Source organism: Bdellovibrio sp. NC01 (assembly GCF_006874625.1).
GTDB lineage: Bacteria > Bdellovibrionota > Bdellovibrionia > Bdellovibrionales > Bdellovibrionaceae > Bdellovibrio.
This window is the reverse complement of record NZ_CP030034.1, coordinates 3508268-3530708: the sequence shown is the minus strand read 5'-3', so window position 1 is coordinate 3530708 and position 22441 is coordinate 3508268. Positions and strand designations below refer to the sequence as shown.

At 45.4% G+C, this 22441-nt stretch carries 21 protein-coding genes; 9 read left to right on the top strand and 12 right to left on the bottom strand.

The features are described 5' to 3' along the window. The first annotated feature begins 18 nt into the window (after positions 1–18). The 3 genes from hemB to DOE51_RS16790 all read left to right on the top strand — a co-directional run bounded on the left by hemB (position 19) and on the right by DOE51_RS16790 (position 3724). Positions 19–1008 carry a porphobilinogen synthase gene (gene hemB, locus DOE51_RS16800; RefSeq protein ID WP_142697682.1) on the top strand — a complete coding sequence of 330 codons (990 nt, stop codon included), beginning with the start codon at positions 19–21 and terminating at the stop codon, positions 1006–1008. 68 nt (positions 1009–1076) lie between these two features. Further along, positions 1077–3128, top strand: coding sequence for a hypothetical protein (locus DOE51_RS16795; protein ID WP_142697681.1), 2052 nt, complete (start codon positions 1077–1079; stop codon positions 3126–3128). 23 nt (positions 3129–3151) lie between these two features. Then, complete coding sequence (locus DOE51_RS16790) at positions 3152–3724, top strand: outer membrane beta-barrel protein (protein ID WP_168196479.1); 573 nt, start codon at positions 3152–3154, stop codon at positions 3722–3724. 1 nt (position 3725) lies between these two features. Here DOE51_RS16790 and DOE51_RS16785 read toward each other — a convergent pair whose 3' ends face one another. From DOE51_RS16785 to mutY, 3 genes are read right to left on the bottom strand one after another with little or no spacing between them, the layout of a single operon-like run. Further along, positions 3726–4283 (bottom strand): hypothetical protein, encoded by a 558-nt coding sequence (locus tag DOE51_RS16785; protein WP_142697679.1) that lies wholly within the window; start codon positions 4281–4283, stop codon positions 3726–3728. 47 nt (positions 4284–4330) lie between these two features. Further along, a complete protein-coding gene (locus DOE51_RS16780) occupies positions 4331–5365 on the bottom strand; it encodes a PD40 domain-containing protein (protein ID WP_142697678.1) in 1035 nt (344 codons plus the stop codon). Further along, the gene (gene mutY / locus DOE51_RS16775; protein ID WP_142697677.1) at positions 5362–6360 is read right to left on the bottom strand and encodes an A/G-specific adenine glycosylase; all 999 of its coding nucleotides are present in this window, start codon (positions 6358–6360) and stop codon (positions 5362–5364) included. The genes DOE51_RS16780 and mutY overlap by 4 nt, the downstream gene beginning before the upstream one ends. A gap of 38 nt (positions 6361–6398) precedes the next feature. On the opposite strand from mutY, the gene speB reads away from it, so the two are divergent. Further along, complete coding sequence (gene speB, locus DOE51_RS16770) at positions 6399–7331, top strand: agmatinase (protein ID WP_142697676.1); 933 nt, start codon at positions 6399–6401, stop codon at positions 7329–7331. Here the strand turns inward: speB and DOE51_RS16765 are convergent, their stop codons facing one another. Further along, complete coding sequence (locus tag DOE51_RS16765; protein WP_142697675.1) at positions 7332–8213, bottom strand: LysR family transcriptional regulator; 882 nt, start codon at positions 8211–8213, stop codon at positions 7332–7334. A gap of 86 nt (positions 8214–8299) precedes the next feature. Between DOE51_RS16765 and DOE51_RS16760 the strand changes: the two genes are divergently transcribed. Further along, positions 8300–8602, top strand: coding sequence for a hypothetical protein (locus DOE51_RS16760; protein ID WP_142697674.1), 303 nt, complete (start codon positions 8300–8302; stop codon positions 8600–8602). A gap of 72 nt (positions 8603–8674) precedes the next feature. Here DOE51_RS16760 and DOE51_RS16755 read toward each other — a convergent pair whose 3' ends face one another. The 4 genes from DOE51_RS16755 to DOE51_RS16740 form a co-directional block, all read right to left on the bottom strand. Further along, positions 8675–10078, bottom strand: coding sequence for a sigma-54 dependent transcriptional regulator (locus DOE51_RS16755; protein ID WP_142697673.1), 1404 nt, complete (start codon positions 10076–10078; stop codon positions 8675–8677). Positions 10079–10189: 111 nt separating this feature from the next. Continuing rightward, positions 10190–12046: a histidine kinase dimerization/phospho-acceptor domain-containing protein gene (locus tag DOE51_RS16750; RefSeq protein ID WP_142697672.1), complete on the bottom strand. Its 1857-nt coding sequence runs from the start codon at positions 12044–12046 to the stop codon at positions 10190–10192. Beyond that, positions 12034–12717: an HAD hydrolase-like protein gene (locus DOE51_RS16745; protein ID WP_142697671.1), complete on the bottom strand. Its 684-nt coding sequence runs from the start codon at positions 12715–12717 to the stop codon at positions 12034–12036. Before DOE51_RS16745 ends, DOE51_RS16750 begins: the two co-directional genes overlap by 13 nt. After that, complete coding sequence (locus DOE51_RS16740) at positions 12717–13412, bottom strand: DUF2817 domain-containing protein (RefSeq protein ID WP_142697670.1); 696 nt, start codon at positions 13410–13412, stop codon at positions 12717–12719. Before DOE51_RS16740 ends, DOE51_RS16745 begins: the two co-directional genes overlap by 1 nt. A 57-nt stretch (positions 13413–13469) precedes the next feature. On the opposite strand from DOE51_RS16740, the gene glmU reads away from it, so the two are divergent. Together glmU and glmS are read left to right on the top strand one after the other, a co-directional pair. After that, the gene (gene glmU / locus DOE51_RS16735) at positions 13470–14864 is read left to right on the top strand and encodes a bifunctional UDP-N-acetylglucosamine diphosphorylase/glucosamine-1-phosphate N-acetyltransferase GlmU (protein ID WP_142697669.1); all 1395 of its coding nucleotides are present in this window, start codon (positions 13470–13472) and stop codon (positions 14862–14864) included. Positions 14865–14872: 8 nt separating this feature from the next. After that, the gene (gene glmS / locus DOE51_RS16730) at positions 14873–16759 is read left to right on the top strand and encodes a glutamine--fructose-6-phosphate transaminase (isomerizing) (RefSeq protein WP_142697668.1); all 1887 of its coding nucleotides are present in this window, start codon (positions 14873–14875) and stop codon (positions 16757–16759) included. 37 nt (positions 16760–16796) lie between these two features. Here the strand turns inward: glmS and DOE51_RS16725 are convergent, their stop codons facing one another. Then, entirely contained in the window at positions 16797–17309 is a 513-nt protein-coding gene (locus tag DOE51_RS16725; protein ID WP_142697667.1) for a hypothetical protein, read from the bottom strand. An 81-nt stretch (positions 17310–17390) separates the two neighbouring features. Further along, positions 17391–18770 (bottom strand): membrane-bound lytic murein transglycosylase MltF, encoded by a 1380-nt coding sequence (gene mltF / locus DOE51_RS16720; RefSeq protein WP_246845155.1) that lies wholly within the window; start codon positions 18768–18770, stop codon positions 17391–17393. 287 nt (positions 18771–19057) lie between these two features. Between mltF and DOE51_RS16715 the strand changes: the two genes are divergently transcribed. Beyond that, positions 19058–19675, top strand: coding sequence for a thymidine kinase (locus DOE51_RS16715; protein ID WP_142697665.1), 618 nt, complete (start codon positions 19058–19060; stop codon positions 19673–19675). On the opposite strand, the gene DOE51_RS16710 is transcribed toward DOE51_RS16715, so the two are convergent. Together DOE51_RS16710 and trmFO are read right to left on the bottom strand one after the other, a co-directional pair. Further along, positions 19672–20478 carry an ABC transporter substrate-binding protein gene (locus tag DOE51_RS16710; protein WP_168196478.1) on the bottom strand — a complete coding sequence of 269 codons (807 nt, stop codon included), beginning with the start codon at positions 20476–20478 and terminating at the stop codon, positions 19672–19674. The two genes, DOE51_RS16715 and DOE51_RS16710, sit on opposite strands and share 4 nt — an antisense overlap. A gap of 88 nt (positions 20479–20566) precedes the next feature. After that, complete coding sequence (gene trmFO / locus DOE51_RS16705; RefSeq protein WP_142697663.1) at positions 20567–21892, bottom strand: methylenetetrahydrofolate--tRNA-(uracil(54)-C(5))-methyltransferase (FADH(2)-oxidizing) TrmFO; 1326 nt, start codon at positions 21890–21892, stop codon at positions 20567–20569. 140 nt (positions 21893–22032) lie between these two features. On the opposite strand from trmFO, the gene DOE51_RS16700 reads away from it, so the two are divergent. Further along, complete coding sequence (locus DOE51_RS16700; protein ID WP_142697662.1) at positions 22033–22440, top strand: DUF721 domain-containing protein; 408 nt, start codon at positions 22033–22035, stop codon at positions 22438–22440. The last annotated feature ends 1 nt before the right edge of the window (position 22441 follow it).

The window sequence follows — 22441 nt, the reverse complement described above, 5'->3', positions numbered from 1 at the left end:
CCACGGGTTGGAGGTATTATGAAGCTCACTCAAAGACCTAGAAGAAATCGCAAATCTGAAGCCCTGCGCCAAATGATCGCAGAGACAGAATTACGTTCTTCACAGCTAGTTTTGCCCCTGTTTCTAGTCGAAGGAAAGGGTGAAAGGCAAGCGATTGCCTCGATGCCTGGAATTTTTCGTTTGAGTCCCGATCTGATTCTAGAAGAAGTTGCAAAAGCAGTCTCGTTAGGAGTGAAAACGTTCGATTTGTTTCCAGCATTGCCTGAGTCAAAAAAGGATAAAGTGGGAACAGAATCCCTCAACTCAAATGGATTGCTTCCTACGACTTTGAGAATGATTCGCGATAAGTTCCCAGATGTGACTTTGATTACGGATGTGGCCTTGGACCCGTACTCTTCGGATGGTCATGATGGCGTGGTTCGTGACGGTATTATCGTGAACGACGAGACGGTCGAGATTCTTGCAAAGATGTGTATTGTTCATGCACAAAACGGTGCCGACATTGTATCGCCATCTGACATGATGGATGGGCGAGTGGGTGCCATTCGTGAAGCCCTTGATAACGAAGGTTTCACAGATACAGGCATCCTTTCTTATTCAGTCAAATATGCTTCAAGTTTTTATGGTCCATTCCGCGAAGCTTTGGATTCAGCTCCGAAGTTTGGCGACAAAAAAACTTATCAAATGGATTTCAGAAATTCACGCGAAGCACTTCGTGAAATTGATTTGGACGTTGAAGAGGGTGCTGACATGGTGATGGTGAAGCCAGCGTTGAGTTATCTTGATATCATCGCCAAAGTTAAAGCCCACACCAACGTTCCTGTGGCAGCCTACAATGTCAGCGGTGAATACGGCTTGATCAAACTGGGCGCGAAAGCCGGCATCATCGACGAAACGCGCGCGATGGTCGAGACGTTATATTCAATGCGCAGAGCCGGTGCGGATGTGATTTTCACATACTTCGCTTTGCCAATGGCCGAATGGTTGCGTAAGAACACAAATCAATAGTTTGTTTTTTTCCAAAGCACATATCCCCCACGAAGATCTGTCCCTAAGATTTTCAGGTGGGGGAAATTATGAGATGGCTTGTCATAGTTCTGCTGACACTGTCGTTTACGGTAGCTCAAGGTGCTAAAAAATCTTCCGACAAAGCTTTAGTTTGGCCGAAGGATTATAAACTCGGCGAGCACGATATCACGGTCTTTCAACCACAAGTTGAATCACTTAAAGAAGACGAGCTGCTTGCGACCTCGGCCTTCAAATTCACTCAAGATAAAAAAGAATATTACGGAAGTTTTTCAATTAAAGGTCGGGCGTTGGTCGACAAATCGAAGGATTTGGTATCATTAAGTCAGATCAAAGTCATCAATGTACAAGTTCCTGCCGCAAAAAAAGATCCCAAGGAATTGCAGGCGCAACTGCAAGGGCTGTACGACGGGAAAAGTTATGACATTCCCTATCGCGCAGTCATCAATAACATGCAAGTTCAGGTTTCAGAAGGGGAACGCCCTAAGCCTGAAATCAAAAATGACGTACCAAAATTTTTCTATGTTAAAGAGCCCGCCGTTCTTGTGATGATTTCCGGTGATCCCCAATGGGCCGAATCAAAAGGCGCTAAAGAAGTTAAACGTGTCATCAACACCAGCGCTTTAATTCTTCACGAAGAAAATAAAGAATTTTATCTGTGGGCTTTAGGCAAATGGTATGGAGCTAGTAATTTGATGGGCCCATATAAAGCGGGCGCAAGTCCGTCGCAAAAATATGGAATCATCAAAGAAGATTTGATTAAAGACAAAAAAATAGATCCTATTAGTGGCAAAACGGCAGACGGAAAATCTATCTACCCGCCACAAATCAATCCAGAAATTATTATCTCTACGCGCCCATCAGAACTTCTGCAAAGCCAAGGTGAACCGCAGTTTCAGGCGATTGCGGGAACTGCTTTGTTATATATGTCGAATTCACCGAATTCGATTTTCTTAGATTCAAAAACACAAGATTACTATGTCTTGGTAACGGGTCGCTGGTTTACAGCAAAAAATCTAACTCAAGGTCCTTACTCTTATGTGCCGGGAAGAAATCTTCCGCATGATTTTGCCAAAATTGGTGCGAACAGTCCTGTCGCTGATGCCTTGGTATCAGTGCCGGGAACAGCGCAAGCCAAACAAGCGGCGATTGTTAGTAACATTCCGCAAATGGCAAAGGTCGACAAAAGTACTCAGCCGAAAAATATCGACTGCGATGGCGCGCAAAAATGGACAAACATTCAAGGCACATCGTTGAAGTATGCAGAAAACTGCAACACGCCAATCATCCAAGTGAATGAAAAACAATTTTATGCCATTCAAGATGGCGTGTGGTTCACGTCAACATCGGGCGTAGGTCCTTGGACTGTTGCCGTCGCAGTTCCGCAATCAATTTATAAAATTCCATCGTCATCACCGATTTATTACGTCACTTACGTGCGCGTGTATGATTCTAACGATCAGTTTGTGACCGTTGGATACACGCCTGGTTATCAAGGCACATTCGTGTCGGCTGATGGCACGATCGTGTATGGCACGGGCTACGCCTACAGCTCTTACACTTCGGGAACCACGTGGTACCCAGCACCCGCAACTTATGGATTTGGTGCGGGATATGGTTATGGCTACGACGAAGGTTATTACATGGGCTTTTCAATGGGTGTGATGATGTCGCCGTGGGGCTGGGGCACTTGTTGTTGGGGCGGATATTATCCTCCACCAATTCACGTCACAAATATTTATACGAATTGGGGCAAGCACACGATTGTCACGGGCCCGGGTGGCGGTTTTAACGTGAACACGATTGGCGACACGAAATTTGCGCGCGCTCACGGCAGCGGTGAAATTTATGCGGGTCACGATGGGCAAATTTATCGTCGTAATCCCGGTGGCCAGTGGCAACAGTATCAGGGTCCTGGAGCGTGGGATGATATTAACAGAAAAAATGCAGGTGAATTAGAAAACTTGCATCAAACTCGCAACGTCAGCGAACGAGTGCCCGCGAATAGCAGGCCGCCCGATCGCGGCAGCGCACAGCAATTGCGTGGCGGTGGCGGAATGCGTGCTGGAGGAGGATTTCATGGCGGTGGTTTCCGTCGATAACAATCATAATGAGGTGGATGCGTATGAAAAAATGGTTCTTGATGACAGTGCTAAGCCTTGTCACTGCTGCTGGCACAGCCCAAGCAGCCTTCGATTACGGTCTGGAGTTGGGAGTTCGTCAACAGGGCGGGGATGTGGCCGGGGGGGCAGCGATTTCAGCGAATTCCCAGACGGGGATGCAGGCGGGAGCTTATCTGCACTATCCTTTGCAAGGTGGGGTCGCCCACTTCCGTACGGGACTTCTGTACACGCAAAGACCTCTTCAGAGCGAGAATGACGGCACCGGTGTAAAGATCAATTACGATATGCAGTACTTGGATATTCCCTTGGATGTTTTGTTTAAACCTTCAGAGTCGTTCGGCTTATATTTAGGATTTAACGTTTCAATTAATATTGCTGCGAATTGTTCCGGTGATGTTAGTTGTAATGTGAAGGATGTTGAAACGCCGACATTCCCTTTTGTTTTTGGTGCAATGTTCAACTTCACACCGAAATGGGGTATCGATTTTTATCTTGAAGGTGCGAACTCATATGTGGCGCGTGGACTGTACGACTTTAAAGCGGTCGGTTTGAATTTAACGTATTCGCTTCCGTAAATTATTTTTTCAGAGCTGGCGCTTGCGCTGGCTCTGAAGCCCAACGGAAAGTTTTGATGATCTGATTGCATTGTTGCACGGACTGACCAAAGCTTTCTTTGTTATCCATGCATGTCATGATCGCCACTTTGTCTTCGTTTTTCAAAACGACTTGGCGAATTTGTTTTCCTTTAGAGCGTGAAGCAAGGTCCACGATCAAAGCCGGTTGGCCATTTAAAGAAAAGTTCTTCGTCGCTAAGATCTCAAAGCCATAGTTTGGATAATCACGCATCCAGCGGCGTGTGTAGAGCTCTAATGAAGCGCTTTTTGCGACCTTGTCAGTACGTACCGTCAAATATCCTGTGGCATCTTCTTTCGCTGCAAAACGAACTGTATCAAGAACCGTCGTGCTGGTATCAGCAACGGGCTTCCATTGACTGCCGTCCGTTTTTAAAGTGAAACCTTTGTGCAAGAAATAAAGACCGTTTTCAGGAGCTGTGAACGCAGAGCTGCTTGTCGCCGGATGAGGCGCCGCAAATGAAAGAGCTGGAAATAGAAGAGCAAGACAAAGCGTTTTCACCCTTTCAGGCTAACAAGTCCCAATGGCCCTAGCAAGAGCCAAGGAAATTATTTCTGAGAAGGGGCGTTAGGACCACCAGGATTGCGTTGTTCAAGGCAAGGGCCCAGATCTTCAGGTAAATTCACCATATAAAGCTGTTTTTTGCCTTGGAAATTACGCGCAAAAACCAATCGTTCATTACTGTCATCCGAGATCACCGGATGAGTCAGCGAATCGGCGCCCTTAAAGACAACCTGGGTGCACTTGTCATCCAGGTCATACGATTCGATTTGATATTGTTTTTCGCCTTTTCGAAGCACGCTGTAAAACAGACGCGCTGGCGAGCGAGTTGTGAAAATCAAATCGCGATATTGGCCTTCGCCCGATTTCAATACTTCCGATTTTTTGGTTTTGATGTTGTAAAGCACCAAACTTTGTTCCGAAGTCTTTTTATCTTTTTCTAAGAATGCGATTTGTTTGTGATCAGAAGTGATCGCTGGAAAACGACGTTCTTTTTCTGGATCAGCACTCAATACGGTCACCATTAGCTTTTGCAAATCCATACGCGAGACACCCATCACTTCGTTACGATAAGTCGTATACAAGATGAAAGGCTTCGTAGGGTTTTGTACGAAAGTGGGTTCAGCATCAAAACCAGGTGCATTTGTTAAACGCACGATTTCACCACCAAAGCGATCGCTCATGTAAAGATCTGAAGGCGGAAAATCTTTATTGTAGTTTTTGTTAATGAACGGACTTTCTTTAATTTCGTCTGTTGTCGAAGCGTAAAGAATTTCTGAATCGCTCACGTAGCCGGGATCAAAAGCATCGCCATCTGAAAACGTCACGCGACGTTCTTTATTGCGAGTCAAATCGACTTCGTAAATTTGCGAACCTTTATGCGTAGGACGATTGCGACTGGCGAAGATAAGCTTTGTCCCATCCGGAGAAAACCTTGGATGTTCGTTATCACCTTGGAAAGTAATCTGCTTCGTACCTTTAGTCAGAAGATAATCGGGAGTCAGAAGATCTTTTGTGACACTTAAATGGGAGCAGCCGCAAAGCACTCCCGCAATTGTCACGATCTTCCAGTTCCACTTCATATATCAACCTTGTGCAGTACTTTCTGTAGGAGCGAAGATGGATTCACCTTCTTAAGTTCTTTCAATTCTACCCACTGAATGTTTCGGCCACTAAGGCTTTTTTTCTGAGTGATTTGAATAAAAATATCATGGTGAGTGATGTTGTGTTTGGCATCATAGTCCTTGGGCTTGCTTTTCTCCAAGGCGATTTCTCCAGGGAAAATCCATTGGCCTTTTAGGAATGGTGCATAGTCATTTTGAATTAATGCCACCTTACGGTCTTTGATCGCGACAAGGGGCTTCCAGACCCAGACTTCACTTTCTTTGCGAGGTTTTTTCAGCGGCAGTTTCTCTATGAGATTTTTTTCGCGAGCCACACAATCGTCGGACCACGGGCACAGCATGCACATGACTTTTTGTGGAGTGCACACAGTTGCACCAAGCTCCATCAATCCCTGATTGAGATTGTCGGACTGACCAAAGCGCGCCAGTTCATCCGAGATGTCTTGAAGTTGCGCACGAGCTTTATTATTCCACCACTCAAGCTTCAAACCATACTTACGTGATAGAACACGAATCACGTTGCCATCAAGAACGCCTACTTTTTCACCAAACGCGATGCTGGAAACCGCACGCGAAGTGTAGGGGCCAAAACCAGGAAGTTCTAAAAGTTCAGCCGCAGTTTTAGGAAAACCTTGTGCCGATAATGCTTTAGCAGCTTTGTGTAAGTTGCGAGCTCGAGAATAATAACCAAGACCTGCCCACGCTTCTAAAACCTCTGCTTCAGGGGCGTTGGCTAAATCATGAACCGTTGGAAACTTCGCCAGGAATTTTTCAAAATACGGGATGACCGCAACAACTGTGGTCTGTTGCAGCATTACTTCGGAAAGCCAAATTCTGTAAGGGTCTTTATTTGCTCGCCAAGGCAGATCACGTTTGTTTTTCTTGTACCACGTCACGAGATCTTTGTGATGGGCCGCTTTGTGATCGGATTTATGGTCGTATTTTGCAGTCATTCGCGCTAATCTAGTCCTGACATAAATCAGGAGTCAATATGGAATACAAACCACTCAGCGGACGCGAGTTTCCTCGATTTTCAGCCATTAAAACTTTCTTCAGATTGCCCTATGTGGAAATGAACGCGGACTATGAAGTCGGTATTTTCGGTATCCCTTATGATGGCGGAGTCTCTTATCGCCCAGGCGGTCGTTTTGCTCCGACAAAAGTGCGTGAGATTTCTTCCTTAGGTCGCGGGTTCCATATGACTCGTATGGAAAACTTCTTTGAAAAACTAAAAGTCGCCGATATCGGCGATTGCCCAACAGTGCCAATCGACCAATTGCAAACTTATCAACGTATTGAAAAATTCGTGGACGAGCTTCTTTCGTACAACAAGAAATTCGTTTTTGTTGGTGGTGACCATTCAACAACTTTGCCAGTGCTTCGTTCATTGCGCAGAAAATACGGTAAGCCATTGGCATTCGTGCACTTCGATGCACACTTGGATACTTATCCAGCAGCGTGGGGTCAGGAATATCATCACGGCGCATTTGCACGTCACGCCGTCGAAGAGGGTTTGGTTGATCCAAAGAAAATGGTGCAAATTGGTATTCGTGGTCCATTAGCTGGCGGGGATGATTTGAATTTCGTGAACAAACACGGCATTCGCGTGATCACAGTTGATGACCTCAGAAACCATTCGAACATCAACGACTTCTTAAAAACATTGCCGACGTTTGACGACACTCCGGCATACATCAGCTATGACATCGATAACTTGGATCCATCATGCGCACCAGGTACGGGCACGCCGGTTCCGGGTGGTTTAACGACTTATGAAGTGCAAAGAATATTCCGTGCGTTGAAAATTCCAAACTTAGTAGGTTGTGACGTTGTGGAAATTTCGCCTCCATTTGACCAAAGCGATATCACGGCTTTGGCAGGCATGGATGCGATGTTTGAAATGCTCCACTTATTCGTGAAATAGTTATTTGATTCCAGCAAGGGAGTGCAGCAGCCACTGCTGCATTTTTCCCACCAGCTGTTGTGGTTCTTTGCGCGAGCGCAGCCACCACAACGATAAATGATTCTGTGTTAGAACTTTCAATTTCCCATAGGGAATTTCAATCAGCTCATCCGCTTCAAGTTCATTCAAAACAGCTAAACGTGGAACGACACTCCAGCCATGGCCTTTAGAAACGGCAGAACGAATTCCAATGATATTGTCGACGGTTAAAGAGATGTTCGTGATCTGCTCTGGCAGATTCAAGAACTCTTGTGGATTCATGTCAGAGTGACGAACAAAGGGCTTGGTTAATAGTTTTTCGAAGCGCTCTTGTTCTTCGATTTTTTTAAATTCTTTTTGCCAAGACTTAGGCGCAATAAGAATGAATTCTTCTGGCAAAATTCTTTTATAAGAAATCAACGGGTCCACCGGAGCACCGCAAGCGATTACGAAATCGCATGTGCCTTCAATCAGCTCTGTTTCAAAACTACGATGGGGAGTTGTGACAATCCAGTTGTAGTGAGCTTCGGTCGCTTGATGCAAAGCTTGGTAATAGGGGACGATCACTTGTTCTGAAAGCCACATGGTCGTTCCAATGCGCATCTGTGGTTTTGATTCCAATAACCTCTTTTGTGAAACCAAAGAATCTTCGGTCCAACGATTTAGCAAATGACCCTTTGCCGTTAAAACCCAGCGCCCTTTTACTTTTTCTAGAAGACCATGCTCGGAAGCAATTCGTTGGACTTTGCGTACAAGGGCTGACGGATCACAGTTTAAACGCGTCGCCACTTCACGTAATGAAGCAGAGTCGCGGAATTCCAGTGTAATCAGGCAATCTTCTGGGGAAATTTCAAATTTGCTCATGTTGACAAAAAGTATGTTCGAACTTGCAAAGAAGTCAACAGCCACCCGGAGCGCTCTAATGTAGGTTGCAAATATCGGAGGTAATCATGAAATTATTTTTCGCTATGGCGATGTTTGTTGGTCTTTTAACCCAAGCTTCTTTGGCAGGAGCTGCGATCGGTTGTTTGCCAGGTGAATGCGAAGGACACAATCCTCGTCCACGCCCCAATCCAGGCTGTCAAAGCGCGCCACCGCAGACTTTTGGAATGCTTCGTCCCTTGGCGTTTCAAGGATGTGCGACCGAAGTTGCTGAAAGCTGCGATAAGTGTGGATCTCATTCAACGCAATGTTTGCCGAATTTCACTGATGGTGAGCGTAATGGCGTAAGCTGCGTGTACTGCGGGCTATAAAAAAAGCCCCTTCACACAGTCTTCATTTTGAGGAGGTAAAGACTTAGCGAAGGGGCCTGAAGGAATTCTTGATTAAGTAGGGTTCACATCGTTCGGGGGAGTCAGACCTTTCTTTTTGATCTTCTCTACCAACGTTGTTCTGTTCAGTCTTAACAGGGCCGCCGCTTGGTTGCGGTTCCAGCCTGTTTTTTCTAGCGCCTTCAAGATCAAAGTGTTTTCGAAGCTATCAACTGCTGTGTTGAAGTCCATTCCTGAATCAGGAATTTCCAACGAACCAACGTCAGTCGAAACGACTTTGCTTGATTTATATTTCGGCGGAAGATCACTGATTTCGATCGAGCCTTGGCCTTTAAGGATGGTCATGCGCTCAACAAGATTTTCAAGCTCACGAATATTTCCTGGCCAGCCGTAATTTACCAAAGCATCCAACGCGTCTGTTGTGATACCAGTCAAACCGCGGCCTTTCGTTTTGCTGAACACTTCCATGAAGTGATTCAACAACAACGGAATATCAGCTTTACGTTCACGCAATGCTGGCACCACCAACGGAATAACGTTCAAACGATAGTACAAGTCTTCGCGGAATCTGTTGTTTTCAACAGCATCTTCTAAATTCAAGTTCGTCGCTGCGATCACACGAACATTCACTGTCACGGTTTTTGTAGAACCCACTGGTTCGAAGCTACGTTCTTGCAAAGCGCGAAGAAGTTTCACTTGCAACGAAGGTTCAAGGTCGCCGATTTCATCCAGGAAGATCGTACCGCCGTCAGCCATTTCAAAACGACCGACACGGTTTGCGATAGCACCTGTGAAGGCACCTTTCATATGACCGAACAATTCACTTTCCAAAAGCTCCGACGGAATCGCGCCACAGTTAATTGGAACGAAAGGACCGTTCGCACGTGGCGAGTTGTAGTGAATCGCACGAGCCATCAATTCTTTACCTGTTCCAGACTCACCCGTGATCAACACTGTTGAATCAGAATCAGCAACACGTTCAATCAAACGCAAAACGTTTTGAATTTGTTCGCTGGAACCGATGATTTGGTCGAATTTATATTTCTTATTTAATTCAGAACGAAGTTGCTGGTTTTCTTGTTGCAACTTCTTGTGAGTCAAAGCTTTCTCGATCAAGCTCATCAGCTCTTCAAGATTGAATGGCTTAGTCACGAAATGGAAGGCGCCTTTTTGAGTTGCACGAATTGCAGATTCAATTGTCGCGTGACCAGTCAAAATGATTACTTCCGCAGCTGGATTCAATGACTTTAAATAAGTCATGAATTCAATGCCGTCTCCGTCCGGAAGATTCAAATCTACGATAGCAAGATCAACAGGCACATCGCCTTGACACAAAACTTTTGCTTCTTCGATTTTGTTGGCTGTGATGACGTTAAGTCCTTTGCGATCTAACACTCTGAAGAGTGCTGTGCGAAGTGATGACTCGTCATCTAATATAAGAACGCGTTGAGTTCGCATGAACCTTCCTTCCATGGTGGGTTCTTTAAGTAATTCGACGGAATCGAACTACCTGTTCAGGATAAGTTGATTTTGACTGGACTGTCAAAAAATCCGCGCCCAGAAAGGGTTTCAGGACCTCAAAACTAGACGGGTGAAGGAAATTTTTGCCACATTTTCGTGCTCCGGACCCGAGAAAAATTCGAGGTCCGCTTCATGATCGCGAAGGATCTGAGTAGCCACTGGAACACCTAAACCTATAGGAAGACTTGGATTTTTTTCGGGTAGGCCATTGTCTTTGATGAAAATATGGGCAAACCCTGGACCAGCAGAAATTTCTATATCGATCTGGCCTTTGAAACCTTTGAGCTGACGATTTTTTTCATTAATTCTGTCTATAGAATTCTGCAGCAGATTCTTCAAAGCTTGGGCCAACAGATTTAAGTGCCCAAGAACTTCAACATCGGTCCCAGGGAAGTGCAAGCGCACGTCCATGCCTTGTGACTTCGTTTGTAGCTCAACAATTTTAAGTGCACGCGTGCACACTTCTTTCAAACTGCAATCGCCTTCTTGATCGGCATTTGGATTGCGGGTGAAGCCCAAAAGATTTTGCACGATCTCTTTACAGCGTTGCACGCCCGCTTCCATCTCGACGATATCGGGATAAAGCGGATTGTCGGGTTTCATTTCCATCTTAATAAGTTGAGTGAAAGAAAGAATACCTCCCAATGGATTATTCAACTCATGTGCAATCGAAGAACCGATCGTTCCAAGCTCTGCCATTTTTGCAGACTCAAGGATCTGACGCTCCATTTTTAATTGCGCTGTGATGTCGTGATAAAGATTTACATAAACAGCAGGCTTATCTGAATCTAGCACCAGACTGTGACTGTAAACTTCAAACGTGCGCGGTTGTGCATCGGAAGATTGCACGCGGAAGTTGCCGCCACGTTGACAGCCAGGACATGGTTCCTCGCGATTGTACAAAGCCTGATGGCATTTGCGCGCTGGAATCATGTGCTCGCGTTCACGTAAGCGTTCGTCGGCTGCTTTATTTGATTGAATGATATTGTAGTTATGATCAATCAAAACGACAGGATCCGACATCGAGTTAAAAGTCGCTTCCCACTGTTCTTTTAAAGATTCGGATTCTTTAAGTTTTTGAATACGATCCAGTGCCAGCGCCACAGCTTCCGCCGTGCGCATTAAGAAATCGCTTTCATCCTTCGTGAAGGGATGATCGGGGGCACGCAGATAAAAAATCGAACCCACTTTTTCGTGCTGCCTAAACAGTGGCACTTGCAGTTGTGTGAAATTCAATTGCGCCGTTACTTGGCGTGCGAAAATTTCATCTTGAGGATGAAAGAAAATGCGAATCCACGAAGTCTGCACGGTCGCAGCTAAAGAATCATTTAATAGCTGTTCAATTTCACCCACAGAGCTTGCCTGATGGACCGCCATCAAAGCGCCTTTAAAGCCTTCGATCCGTGAATTCGTTAAGAACAATTTGCGACGAGCTTCCGTTAGGAAACGTGTTCTTTTCTGAACACGTTCTTCCAATTCAATTTGCAAGCGTTTCAGTTTTGCAGTCTGTTCGCGAATCAGTAAAGCGAGGTTTTCATCTTGTTTACGTTGATTGGCTTCTTCCAGTGCTGAAAACAAATGACTTTCCAGATCGGGATCTTGGAATGTCGTCATCACACGAAAGAACGTATATTCCTGATGAAGAACTGCTAACTGATTTGCAGAAAAATCCTGTGGCACGACGGCGATGAACTGTGTCGCGGGATTAGAGCGTTTGATTTCTTCATAAAACTCATCGAACTTTTTTCCAAGAACCAAAGTCACTGATAAGGCGACAACGTTGTAAGTGGAATCTTGAATCCAGTGCCATGCCTGATTCAAATCCGTGGCAACATGCGCACCTAATTCTTGAAGGCGCGCATCCCAGGGACCGATAAGCAGGAAGCTGGCTTTTAAAGTCCGCATGTCGTGATCAGATCCTTGTGATGGAAAATCGTAAAGTCAGGGTGATCTTCGGGATACTGCGCTTTTTCACCGATGTGTTCACCGTGCGCGAAGTAGCAAGTATCCGAACCTAAGCGTTTGGCGTCGCGAATTTCACTCGACAGACGATTGCCGATGCTCAGAAGTTCGTGCGCTTCGTGGCCTTCGTTATTCAAAATATCTTTGAAGGCGATTTCTTTTTTTTCGCCGATGAAACCATTTAAGACGTAAATCTTTTTAAAGAATTTATCGATTTGCAAAGCGCGGATTTTATCAACCTGCGCTTCGAAAGAACCCATCGTCACAAGATACAAAGTGTATTGTTCTTTTAAGTGCAGAAGATTTTCTGTGGCACCGGCCATCAAAGGCAACACCATCGGAATTTCAGGATTATAGAATTCCTCTAAAGCATCGTGAACGGCTTTGCCCTTCGTGTTCGTGCCATAGTGGTTCGCGATCTGCGTAAAAATTTCCGTGTGCGAAAATTCAGAAGCGAGGGCATGTCGCATCTTCATACAGTCTTCAAGAGTGCACTGAAGTCCCGCATTGATCATCGCCTGACATGCTCTTAAGGAAGCCATCGGCACCAACAGGCCCGACGTATCAAGAAGAGTGTCATCCAAGTCAAAGACGAGAGATTTATACTTCGCCATTAGATGCTCCCTCCCGTCAGTAAAAGTTCAAGTCCCTTGCGGAAATGAGGCCACACTTTATCCAGATCGATGCTCTCTTGCTCTTCAATGCAGATCACAGGAGTTTTGTGCTCGATCCAACCGTACTGTCCTAAACTTCCCGGAGTGGGGTAACCAATGTCTTCGCGACATTCGTATCCCGTGCCCGTTGCGAGGATCTCTGCGGCTTTTTGGCCCGGAGAACCCGTGTATACAACGCAAGGCTCCCATGAGTGAAAGTGTACTATAAGCTGTGGCTTTTCGTCCTCAATGAGTTTTACCAATGCCTGAACTTCACGCTCGCTCCCAGGCGAAGGGCCGGGATAGTATCGTGGGGCTTTCGCCTCGGAATTCCAGTCAGAGGAAGGGAAGTTGCGATTAAGATCCACGCCATTGGAGTTCGTTCTTTGGTTCTTCGCGAATCCATCTGGATTAATACATGGAATAAGAATCCATGGGCGGATCATTTGGCTACGAGTTTTCTCATTTTCTTGGAGCCATTTTAGAAGTTCATTCGCAAGGCGAACGCCTTCGGGTTCATCGCCGTGAACGCCACCAATCATCAGAATGGGCTGTTCGGAAAAACCACTTCCACTGTGTGTTTTTTTATACAGCTCAATGGGAGTACCGATTGCAGTCGTAGCCCAAGAAGATTGATGAAAAATGTTTGCTTGCATGACATAATTGAACCTGTTTTTTTCATAGAAGAAAAGCTTTTAAAAGGAACTTTGAACATGGCAGAACAATCCGCCCAAAAATTGACAGTGATCGCCTTAGCTGCGGGAAAAGGGACTCGTATGAAGTCACCTCTTCCAAAAGTGCTTCATCCAGTAGCAGGCCGTCCGATGATTGAAAAAGTAATTCAGGCGTCAAAACAAGCGGGTGCTGCAGAAGTTCGCGTTATCGTTGGTCACGGCCAAGCATTGGTTCGTCAAGTTGTAGAACCAATGGGTGTTGCGTGCTACGTGCAAGACGAACAATTGGGAACAGCACACGCAGTTCGTTGTGCTAAACCAGAAAACATCGAAGGCGATGTTGTGATCATGAATGGTGACCATCCATTGATCGAAGCGTCTGACATCAAAGATTTCCTAAGAATTTTCCGCGACGAAAAATGTGATCTTGCGGTTGTAACTGCCGAATTGAAAAATCCTGGCGAGTTCGGTCGTATCGTGCGTAACCGTGGTGAATTGATGGCCATCGTTGAAGCCAAAGACGCATCTGCAGAAGCTTTGAAAATTAAAGAGATCAACACAGGTATCTACATCGCTAAAGCAGAAGTGCTTGCGCAATACCTTCCGCAAATTCAAAACAACAACGCGAAAAAAGAATTCTACATCACTGATTTGATTTCTTTGTGCATTCAAGACAAATGCCGCGTGCAAGCGATCAAAGGAAATCCAAAGGTTGCTGTGGGCGTGAATAATCAAGTGGAGCTTGCGAAAGCAACGCGTTTGATTTTCAAACGTAAAGCTTTGCAATTGCTTGAAGACGGGGTGTTGATGATCGACCCACGTACAGCGTATGTGGAAGAGTCTGTGCAAATCGGCGCTGGCACTGTGTTGTATCCAAATGTCTTCATTCGTGGTCGTACACAAATCGGTTCGTTCTGTGTGATCGAATCAAATTCATTCATTTCTGATTGCGAAATCGCCAACAGCGTTCAAGTACGCGGCGGTTCGTATCTTGAAAGCTCTAAGTTGCACGATAAGGTTTCTGTGGGACCTTACGCGCGTCTTCGCCCTGAAACAGAAATCATGGAAGAAGCGCATGTTGGTAACTTTGTTGAGATGAAAAAAACCAAATTCGGTAAGAAATCTAAAGCAGGTCACTTGACGTATCTTGGCGACGCAGAAGTTGGCGAAGAAGTGAACGTAGGTTGCGGAACTATAACTTGCAACTACGCTGCGGACAGAAAGAAATATAAAACGAAGATTGGTAACCGTGTGTTCGTTGGCAGTGATACACAATTCATCGCTCCGATCTCTATCGGTGACGATGCTGTGATTGGTTCCGGTTCAACAATCACGAAAGACGTTCCTGCAAAAGCTCTTGCAGTGGCGCGTGGTAAACAATTTGTAAAAGAAAATTACGCTGTCAAGTCGACAGAGACTGACAGCAAAGAGTAGGTGAGTATATGTGCGGTATCGTAGGTTATCTTGGACCTCAAAATCCTAAAGACATTATCATTAGCGGTTTAAAAAAATTAGAATACCGTGGTTATGACAGCGCCGGTATTGCTGTTCTTGATCATGGCAAAACAAAACGTGTTCGTGCTCAAGGGAAATTGAAAGCTCTTGAAGACAAACTTGTGGGCGAAAAATTCGATGGCCACTTGGGTATCGGTCATACTCGTTGGGCGACTCACGGTAAACCGTCAGAGCGCAATGCCCATCCTCACCAAGTTCGTGGCATCAACCTTGTTCATAACGGTATTATCGAAAACTATCTTGATATCCGTGAAGAACTTTTGGCTCAAGGTGCGGATATCACGTCTGACACAGATACAGAGCTTGTTGCTCACTTGATCGCCAATGAAGTTGAAAACACAAAAGATCTTTTCAAAGCTGTTGAAAGAACTTTGACGAAACTTCGTGGTGCGTTTTCGATCCTTGTGATGTGGGAACAAGAACCAGATCGTTTGATCGCTTTCAAAGACGGCCCACCATTGGTTGTTGGTCTTGGCGAAAAAGAAATGTTCGTGGCATCAGACGTTCAAGCGTTGATCCAATACACTAAAAAATTCGTTTACCTTGATGACCGCGAAATTGCTGAAATCAAAGGTGCTGACGTGAAGTTCTTCTCTGCGAACGGTTTCCCAATTCAAAAGAAAGTTGTTGAATTGAACTGGAACCCAGAGATGGTTGAAAAACAAGGCTACGCTCACTACATGCTTAAAGAAATTTATGAGCAGCCACGTGCCGTAGCTTCTGCCATCGAACCTCACGTGAACCCAGAGACTTTCGCAGTCGCTTTGAAAAAAGTGGGCTTCGGTGGTCAACCGGTGCAAAAACTGGAAGAGCTTGATATCGCGACGGACTGGGCGAAAACTCAGGAAGTGTTCAAAGGTATCGAACGCGTCTTCATCATTGCCTGCGGTACAAGTTATTATGCCGGTACTGTTGGTAAATACTTGATCGAACAATTAGCGCGCATTCCGGTTGAAGTGGATATCGCTTCTGAGTTCCGTTACCGCAATCCTGTGATCCCAGCGAAAACGTTGGTGATGACGATTTCTCAATCTGGTGAAACGGCAGATACGTTGGCAGCCATCCGTCTTGCAAAAGAAATGGGTGCAACGACTTTGAGTATCTGTAACGTACGCAACTCAACAATTGATCGTGAAGCTCACGGTCACTTGTACATGAATTCAGGTCCAGAGATCGGTGTCGCTTCAACAAAAGCGTTCACAAGTACTTTGGCGGTATTGAATTGCTTGGCTATCGCAATGGCGCACACACGCGGCAACTTGAACGACAAAGAACAAGCAGAGCTTGTAAAATCTTTGTTGGCAGTACCAAGCCAAATGGAATCGGTTCTTGCGTTCGACAAATACTTCAATGAAGCAGCGAACGATTTGAAACAATTCCGTGGCTTCTTGTACATGGGTCGTGGCACAAGCTTCCCAATCGCGATGGAAGGTGCTTTGAAATTGAAGGAACTTGCTTACATGCACGCTGAAGGTTATGCCGCAGGCGAAATGAAGCATGGTCCTTTGGCGTTGATTGATGAACGTATGGCGATCGTGATGGTTGCACCAACAGATCACTGGTACGAAAAAACGATCAGCAACTTGGAAGAAGCTCGTGCGCGTGGTGGAAAAATTATTTCTATCGGCACAGGCGAAAACGATAAATTGCGTGGTATCAGCGAGCACTACTTGGCATTGCCGAAAGCTCACTGGACAGTGAATACGATCCTGTCAGTGATTCCATTGCAATTGATGTCTTATCATCTTGCTTGCAACCTGGGTTACGATGTTGATCAGCCACGTAACTTGGCGAAGTCAGTAACAGTAGAATAAAAAAATGAAAAAGCCCCAAAGGGAACTTGGGGCTTTTTTAGTTTATGGGTTTGTTGTGAAAGAAAATTCCTTTCACAATAAAGATCGCAGCGAGACCGATCACGAACGCGGTTAAATTCATCGCAAAATGCAGATAATAGAATTGATTGAGTTCTTCGCGCAGGCTTTGCCATTCTTGAACGACGGTATTGCTATTCGCGTATGCCATTAGCATGTCATTGATTTTATAATGCCCAAAATACGACAAAGAAGCTTCCTGCAATTGACAAAGTAAAACTCCAATCACCATATAAAATGGCAATGAACGATGTTGTCTACGTAAAGCGTAAAGCCACAAGATCGACGAACAAATCATTGTAAGATAAGTCAAAGCGACTGGTAAGCGCGTGGTTTTGCCAATGGCTCGATAGTATTCAAGGAACTCATTTAAACTGCTGCGTTCGAAATAGCGCATCATCGCAAAGACATAGATTTGCGACACGCCTGCCATCAAAGCAGAACACATAACAGAAACTCCAGCTACGAAGTAACCGCAGAATCGCCAAAACATCTTTTAACAATGAGCCTAAGAATTTAATCAAGCAAATTTAGTTTCAGAAATAAAACTAAACAAACACAGGCGTCGGCAGAATTAGCCCGCGCTATTCATCAGATTGTAGAATGACTTCACACGTTCAACAAACTCAACCGTTTCGTAACCGCGAGCAAAGCCGTATTCCAATTTTTCTGCGTAGCTAGGATCTGCCAATAACGGCAAAATCTCTTTCATATGATGCCAAGAATAGGGATTGCGACCCATTTGCTCTGCCAACTTCTGGGCGTCACGTAAATGCGCGTAACCAACATTGTAAGCAGCCAGAGCCAATGACAGGCGATCTTTTGAATTCAAGAACGTTGGCATTTTATCCATCAGATAACGAAGATATTTTGAACCGCCCCAAATGCTTTGCAAAGGATCCGTTCTGTCTTCGATATCCATGTGATCAGCCGTATCAGTCGTCAACTGCATTAAACCGCGAACGCCAGTGAAGCTGCGTGCTTCTGGGTCCCAGTGCGATTCTTGATAAGCGACAGAAGCCACCAACTGCCATGGCAAACCATGTTCACTTGCAGCCTCTTTGAAGGCCTGCTTATAGTTTGGCAGAGTTTCTTGAATGCTTCTGAAGAATTTCGAAATGTCTTTCGTATCCAATTGGCTTAACGGCGATTTATAACGGTCAATGATACGCATCACTTCGTCTTCGCGCGAAGCTTGTTGGAACCATGACTGCATCAACATCAGCAAATCTTGATTTTGCGGAGCAAGCAACCAGCTCAATGAATATGAATCAGTAAGGTCACTGACTTTTTCTAAACGCGTGTGGAAACGAACATAGAAATCGCCTGACGCATTTTCAGCAATCGCGCAGTCGTATTTGCGATTGTTTAAATCTTTCAATAAATCAGCAGCTTGAGTTGTTTCTTGTTCTTGAACAATCACTTCCGGTGACAACTGTTTCAGGCGGTATGCGAAGCCTTCGTAATTGTCCTTTTTTAGAAGTGCGACTGTTTTGCCAGCAAGATCTTTAATAGTGCCGACGCCAGACTTCTTTTGGCAGTACAGGCTTAAATAAGTTTCCTCGTAAGCCGGGCCTGTCAGGAAGCCAATACGATTTTCCGGAGTTCTGAGGCGGGCGGCGGCGATATCGCCCTCTCCTTTAGATAAAGCACGGTACACGGCTTTTTCATCAGGAAGGACTACGAACTTGATTTTCAAGTTGTAGTGTTCGGCGAAGTTTTCCAAAAGATCGTGGTCGATCCCGGAAGCTTCACCTTTTTTGGAATGACTATATATAAGAGGACTTTCAGTTGTTAGGACCGTGATCTCGCCCTTGGACTTTACGTTGGCAAGACTCTCGTTCTCATGCCAATAGATGGCGTCACAACCGTTCATCACGATTGTGGTAATTGCCAAACTTCCGAAAACGAAGATCTGGCCTAATTTCTGTCGAAATCTTAAATTCATCGCCATACTGTTCGCCCTAGGTAGCCCACGGCGCGCCGCCTGTGCAAGCATTAAGCACCTTCTTTCACGCTTTAAATGTGAAAGTTTGGCGGTTTTTTCATGAATTAAACGGTGAATCAGAAAAAACTTCAGTATCCCCAAAGCCTTGATGCATGCGGGAAACAAAGCGGTAAAGCCTCAGATTTATGACGCAGACATTGTGAAAACGGCATTTAGCAGCCGCTTTGGAGCCGTCGGTTGACAGGTTTTCGAGGTCATTCGATCCTTTCAACCGTTAAAAGTCGGAGGGGTCCGTGACTGAGTTTTCCTATGTTTCACCAAGAGGGTGGGTTGAAGTTGTCGTCGGTTCTATGTTTTCAGGTAAAACAGAAGAGCTGATCCGTCGTTTGCGTCGTGCTGAATTCGCACGTTTGCAAATCCAAGTGTTCAAACCAATTATCGACAAACGTTATAACGAGATGGCCGTAACATCGCATGATCTTACGACAATCGATTCAACACCGATCAACGATGCCGAACAAATCTGGGAACATTTGAAACCAGGAACTAAAGTTGTTGGTATCGATGAAGGCCAATTCTTTTCAGCAAACCTTGTGCAAGTCGTGCAAGATTTGGCAGAGCGTGGAATTCGCGTGATCATCGCTGGCCTGGATACAGACTGGCAAGGTAAGCCTTTCGAACCAATGCCAACTTTGATGGCGGTGGCTGAAAGTGTGACAAAGCAGCACGCAGTTTGTGTTGTCTGTGGAGCCCAAGCAAGTCGCACGCAAAGAACTGCGGGTGGCGAAGCGGGTCAAGTTTTAGTAGGAACGCACGACGCTTATGAGGCTCGTTGCCGCCAGCATTTCAAACCAGAAGTCGATCAACCGACAATGGATTGGAAACTAAAACGCGAAATGGATCTTGCTTAGTTTTTTCCCAGAAGCTCGCTGTTTTCGGCGAGCTTCGTGTGTTTACGGATAATTCGGTCCCAAGTGCCATCACTGGCAATCTGTTTTAAAGTCTTTTCGATCACCGGCAAATTCTGTTCATTACTTTTTTTGACTATATAATATGCGCCAATTTCAAAGGTTGTCTTACGATCAGGGATGCGCGCGAAATTGCGATCCAACTTCATTTTTGCAAAGAAATAGTCCTGAACAAACGTGGTCTGCATGATCACGGTATTTTTAGAGCGTACCAGCAAGGCATAAGCTTCTTGTAAAGAGGTCGTCGTCATAAAGCGACCCTCTTTTTCCAAACGAGCTGATTCTTCTGGAGTAAAGAAGAACGGTGCGCCCGGCAGAATAATGAATTTCACACGAATATTGTTTATGAAATCCTGAATCGAAGAGTGCACGTGTACCAGCTCTTTCGGACCAGCGACTTCGCGTTGAATCGAAGTGATGGGTAAAAACTTGCCGACTTTGTCATAGCGATTATTGCGAATCGTGACTAATGCCAGGTCGACACGAAACGATGACATTTCTTGATAGAGCTTAGAACGATTGATCTGTTGTGCTTCAAAATTACAGCCGGTTCTTTTTGCAAGTTCATCAATCACGTCAGAGGAAATTCCGACATATTTGTTATGCTGGTCGTCCCGATAGTAAAGCGGTTCAGATTCATTAACGGCAGTTCGGTAAGTCGTTGAACATGTCGGTGCCGTGACCGTCGCAAAAGACCGGGAGCCAAAGAAAAGCAAAGCTGACAGAATCACGGACAAATGTTTCATAAGAACAATCATACTCCCATGGATTCCGGTGGACAAATTTCAGACAAAAAAGCCGCTCATTGTGTTGAGCGGCAGTCTAGGATTCGAGCTATACTTTTAACCATTCATTCATCGCATCTTGTGCGATGGCGATTTGCTTTTTCTTACGCGTTTCTTTGTCACGCTCTTTTTCAGCCAAAGGTGGGAACAAAGCAAAGTTGATATTTGTCGGTTGGAAGTGATCCGCACGAGTTTCATCTGTGATCGCCTCTAACAACGAACCCATCGCAGTCGGGCGCGGTGGCGGAGTGAAAGGTTTGTCTTTCAATTTCTGATCAAGGAAACGTGCCACCATCAAACCCACACACGTCGATTCGAAATAACCTTCAACGCCTGTGATCTGTCCTGCAAAGAACAACCATGGATCATTTTTGCTTGAAAGATCTTTGTTCAAACGTTTCGGTGAATTGATGAACAAGTTTCTGTGGATGCTGCCAAGTTTTAAGAACTCGGCGTTTTCAAGGCCCGGGATCATTCTGAACACACGCACTTGTTCAGCGTAAGCCATGCGTGTTTGGAAGCCCACCATATTGAAAGCAGTGCCCTCTTTATTGTCTTGGCGAAGTTGCACAACGGCCCATGGGTAACGACCCGTGCGTGGATCATCAAGACCGATCGGTTTCATCGGCCCGAAACGCAAAGTTTGTGGACCACGTTCAACCATCACTTCAATCGGCATGCAGCCTTCAAAGAACTCTGTTGTTTCGAAATGTTTTGGTTCGATTTTTTTGGCGTTAGCGATTTCTTCGATAAAGCGGTTGTATTCCTCTTTATTCATTGGACAGTTGTAGTAATCGTCCGTGCCTTTGCCATAACGATCGGCTTTCCACGCGATTTCTGTGTTGATTGATTCGGCGTCGATGATCGGCGCAATCGCATCAAAGAAATACAAGAATTCATCACCGAAATGTTTGCGTAAGTCTTCCGCCAATTCTTCGTGAGTCAACGGACCTGTTGCGACAACAGTCGGGCGCGGTACATCGTTTAAAGATTTGATCACATCCGTGCGCACTTCGATGTTGGGATGATTTTTGACTTTTTCTGTGATCAACGATGCGAACACTTCGCGATCCATGCCCAAAGCTTGACCTGCAGGGACCGCCGCTTCGTGAGCCGCCGACAGGATGTGTGATTTCAATTGTTGCGCTTCCCACTTCAACTGACCCGGAGCTGAAATTGGATTCAAGCTGCCAAAAGAGTTCGAGCACACAAGCTCTGCAAACTTTCCGGTTTTATGTGCCGGGGTCATCGTCTTTTCGCGCATTTCGAAAAGCACCACTTGGTAGCCCATATCGGCTAATTGCAAGGCACATTCAGAACCAGCAAGGCCAGCTCCAACTACAGAGATTTTTTGTTTATTCAAGCTTTGAGTCATGGCGCAGGTAGTACGCTTTTTACACCCGGAATGCAACCGCGCTCTGTTAAAAGGTCGCTAATTTCAAGCCCTTGGAAAATAGCTCAAATTCCGAATGAAAAAAGGGTGAAAAATGGCGCCTTTATGGTAATCATGGCCGTATGGATTTCAATGGTGCCAACAGCAAAAAAAAGAAGAAATTCGCCTTAGGGTCGGAAGTTCTTCAAGCTCTCTTTGAAAACGGTCGTTCACCGTTGTCAGAGCAATTTATGCGTTGGAAACTTTGGGCAAAGTGGGAAGAGGTCGTCGGACCGACAATCGCTAAAAATGCCGAACCGGTTGGTTTCCAACGGGGAGTTTTGTACGTGTGGGTTCGTAACTCCACATGGATGCAGCAGATGATCTTCATGAAAGATCCCATTCGCGATACCATCAATCAGAAATTCGAAAATAATTTCGTGAAATACATCAAGTTCACACTCGATCGCAGAGAAGTTCCACAAAGCGACGATATGCAGTTCAAAGAAATGATTCAAAAGATTGCGCCTAAAGAAGAAGACCAGGAATAAG

Coding starts and splice junctions, on each gene's coding strand:
- hemB (WP_142697682.1), top strand. CDS start 19: ATGAAGCTCACTCAAAGACCTAGAAGAAATCGCAAATCTGAAGCCCTG.
- DOE51_RS16795 (WP_142697681.1), top strand. CDS start 1,077: ATGAGATGGCTTGTCATAGTTCTGCTGACACTGTCGTTTACGGTAGCT.
- DOE51_RS16790 (WP_168196479.1), top strand. CDS start 3,152: ATGAAAAAATGGTTCTTGATGACAGTGCTAAGCCTTGTCACTGCTGCT.
- DOE51_RS16780 (WP_142697678.1), bottom strand. CDS start 5,365: ATGAAGTGGAACTGGAAGATCGTGACAATTGCGGGAGTGCTTTGCGGC.
- mutY (WP_142697677.1), bottom strand. CDS start 6,360: ATGACTGCAAAATACGACCATAAATCCGATCACAAAGCGGCCCATCAC.
- speB (WP_142697676.1), top strand. CDS start 6,399: ATGGAATACAAACCACTCAGCGGACGCGAGTTTCCTCGATTTTCAGCC.
- DOE51_RS16765 (WP_142697675.1), bottom strand. CDS start 8,213: ATGAGCAAATTTGAAATTTCCCCAGAAGATTGCCTGATTACACTGGAA.
- DOE51_RS16760 (WP_142697674.1), top strand. CDS start 8,300: ATGAAATTATTTTTCGCTATGGCGATGTTTGTTGGTCTTTTAACCCAA.
- DOE51_RS16755 (WP_142697673.1), bottom strand. CDS start 10,078: ATGCGAACTCAACGCGTTCTTATATTAGATGACGAGTCATCACTTCGC.
- DOE51_RS16750 (WP_142697672.1), bottom strand. CDS start 12,046: ATGCGGACTTTAAAAGCCAGCTTCCTGCTTATCGGTCCCTGGGATGCG.
- DOE51_RS16745 (WP_142697671.1), bottom strand. CDS start 12,717: ATGGCGAAGTATAAATCTCTCGTCTTTGACTTGGATGACACTCTTCTT.
- DOE51_RS16740 (WP_142697670.1), bottom strand. CDS start 13,412: ATGCAAGCAAACATTTTTCATCAATCTTCTTGGGCTACGACTGCAATC.
- glmU (WP_142697669.1), top strand. CDS start 13,470: ATGGCAGAACAATCCGCCCAAAAATTGACAGTGATCGCCTTAGCTGCG.
- glmS (WP_142697668.1), top strand. CDS start 14,873: ATGTGCGGTATCGTAGGTTATCTTGGACCTCAAAATCCTAAAGACATT.
- DOE51_RS16725 (WP_142697667.1), bottom strand. CDS start 17,309: ATGTTTTGGCGATTCTGCGGTTACTTCGTAGCTGGAGTTTCTGTTATG.
- mltF (WP_246845155.1), bottom strand. CDS start 18,770: ATGGCGATGAATTTAAGATTTCGACAGAAATTAGGCCAGATCTTCGTT.
- DOE51_RS16710 (WP_168196478.1), bottom strand. CDS start 20,478: ATGAAACATTTGTCCGTGATTCTGTCAGCTTTGCTTTTCTTTGGCTCC.
- trmFO (WP_142697663.1), bottom strand. CDS start 21,892: ATGACTCAAAGCTTGAATAAACAAAAAATCTCTGTAGTTGGAGCTGGC.
- DOE51_RS16700 (WP_142697662.1), top strand. CDS start 22,033: ATGGATTTCAATGGTGCCAACAGCAAAAAAAAGAAGAAATTCGCCTTA.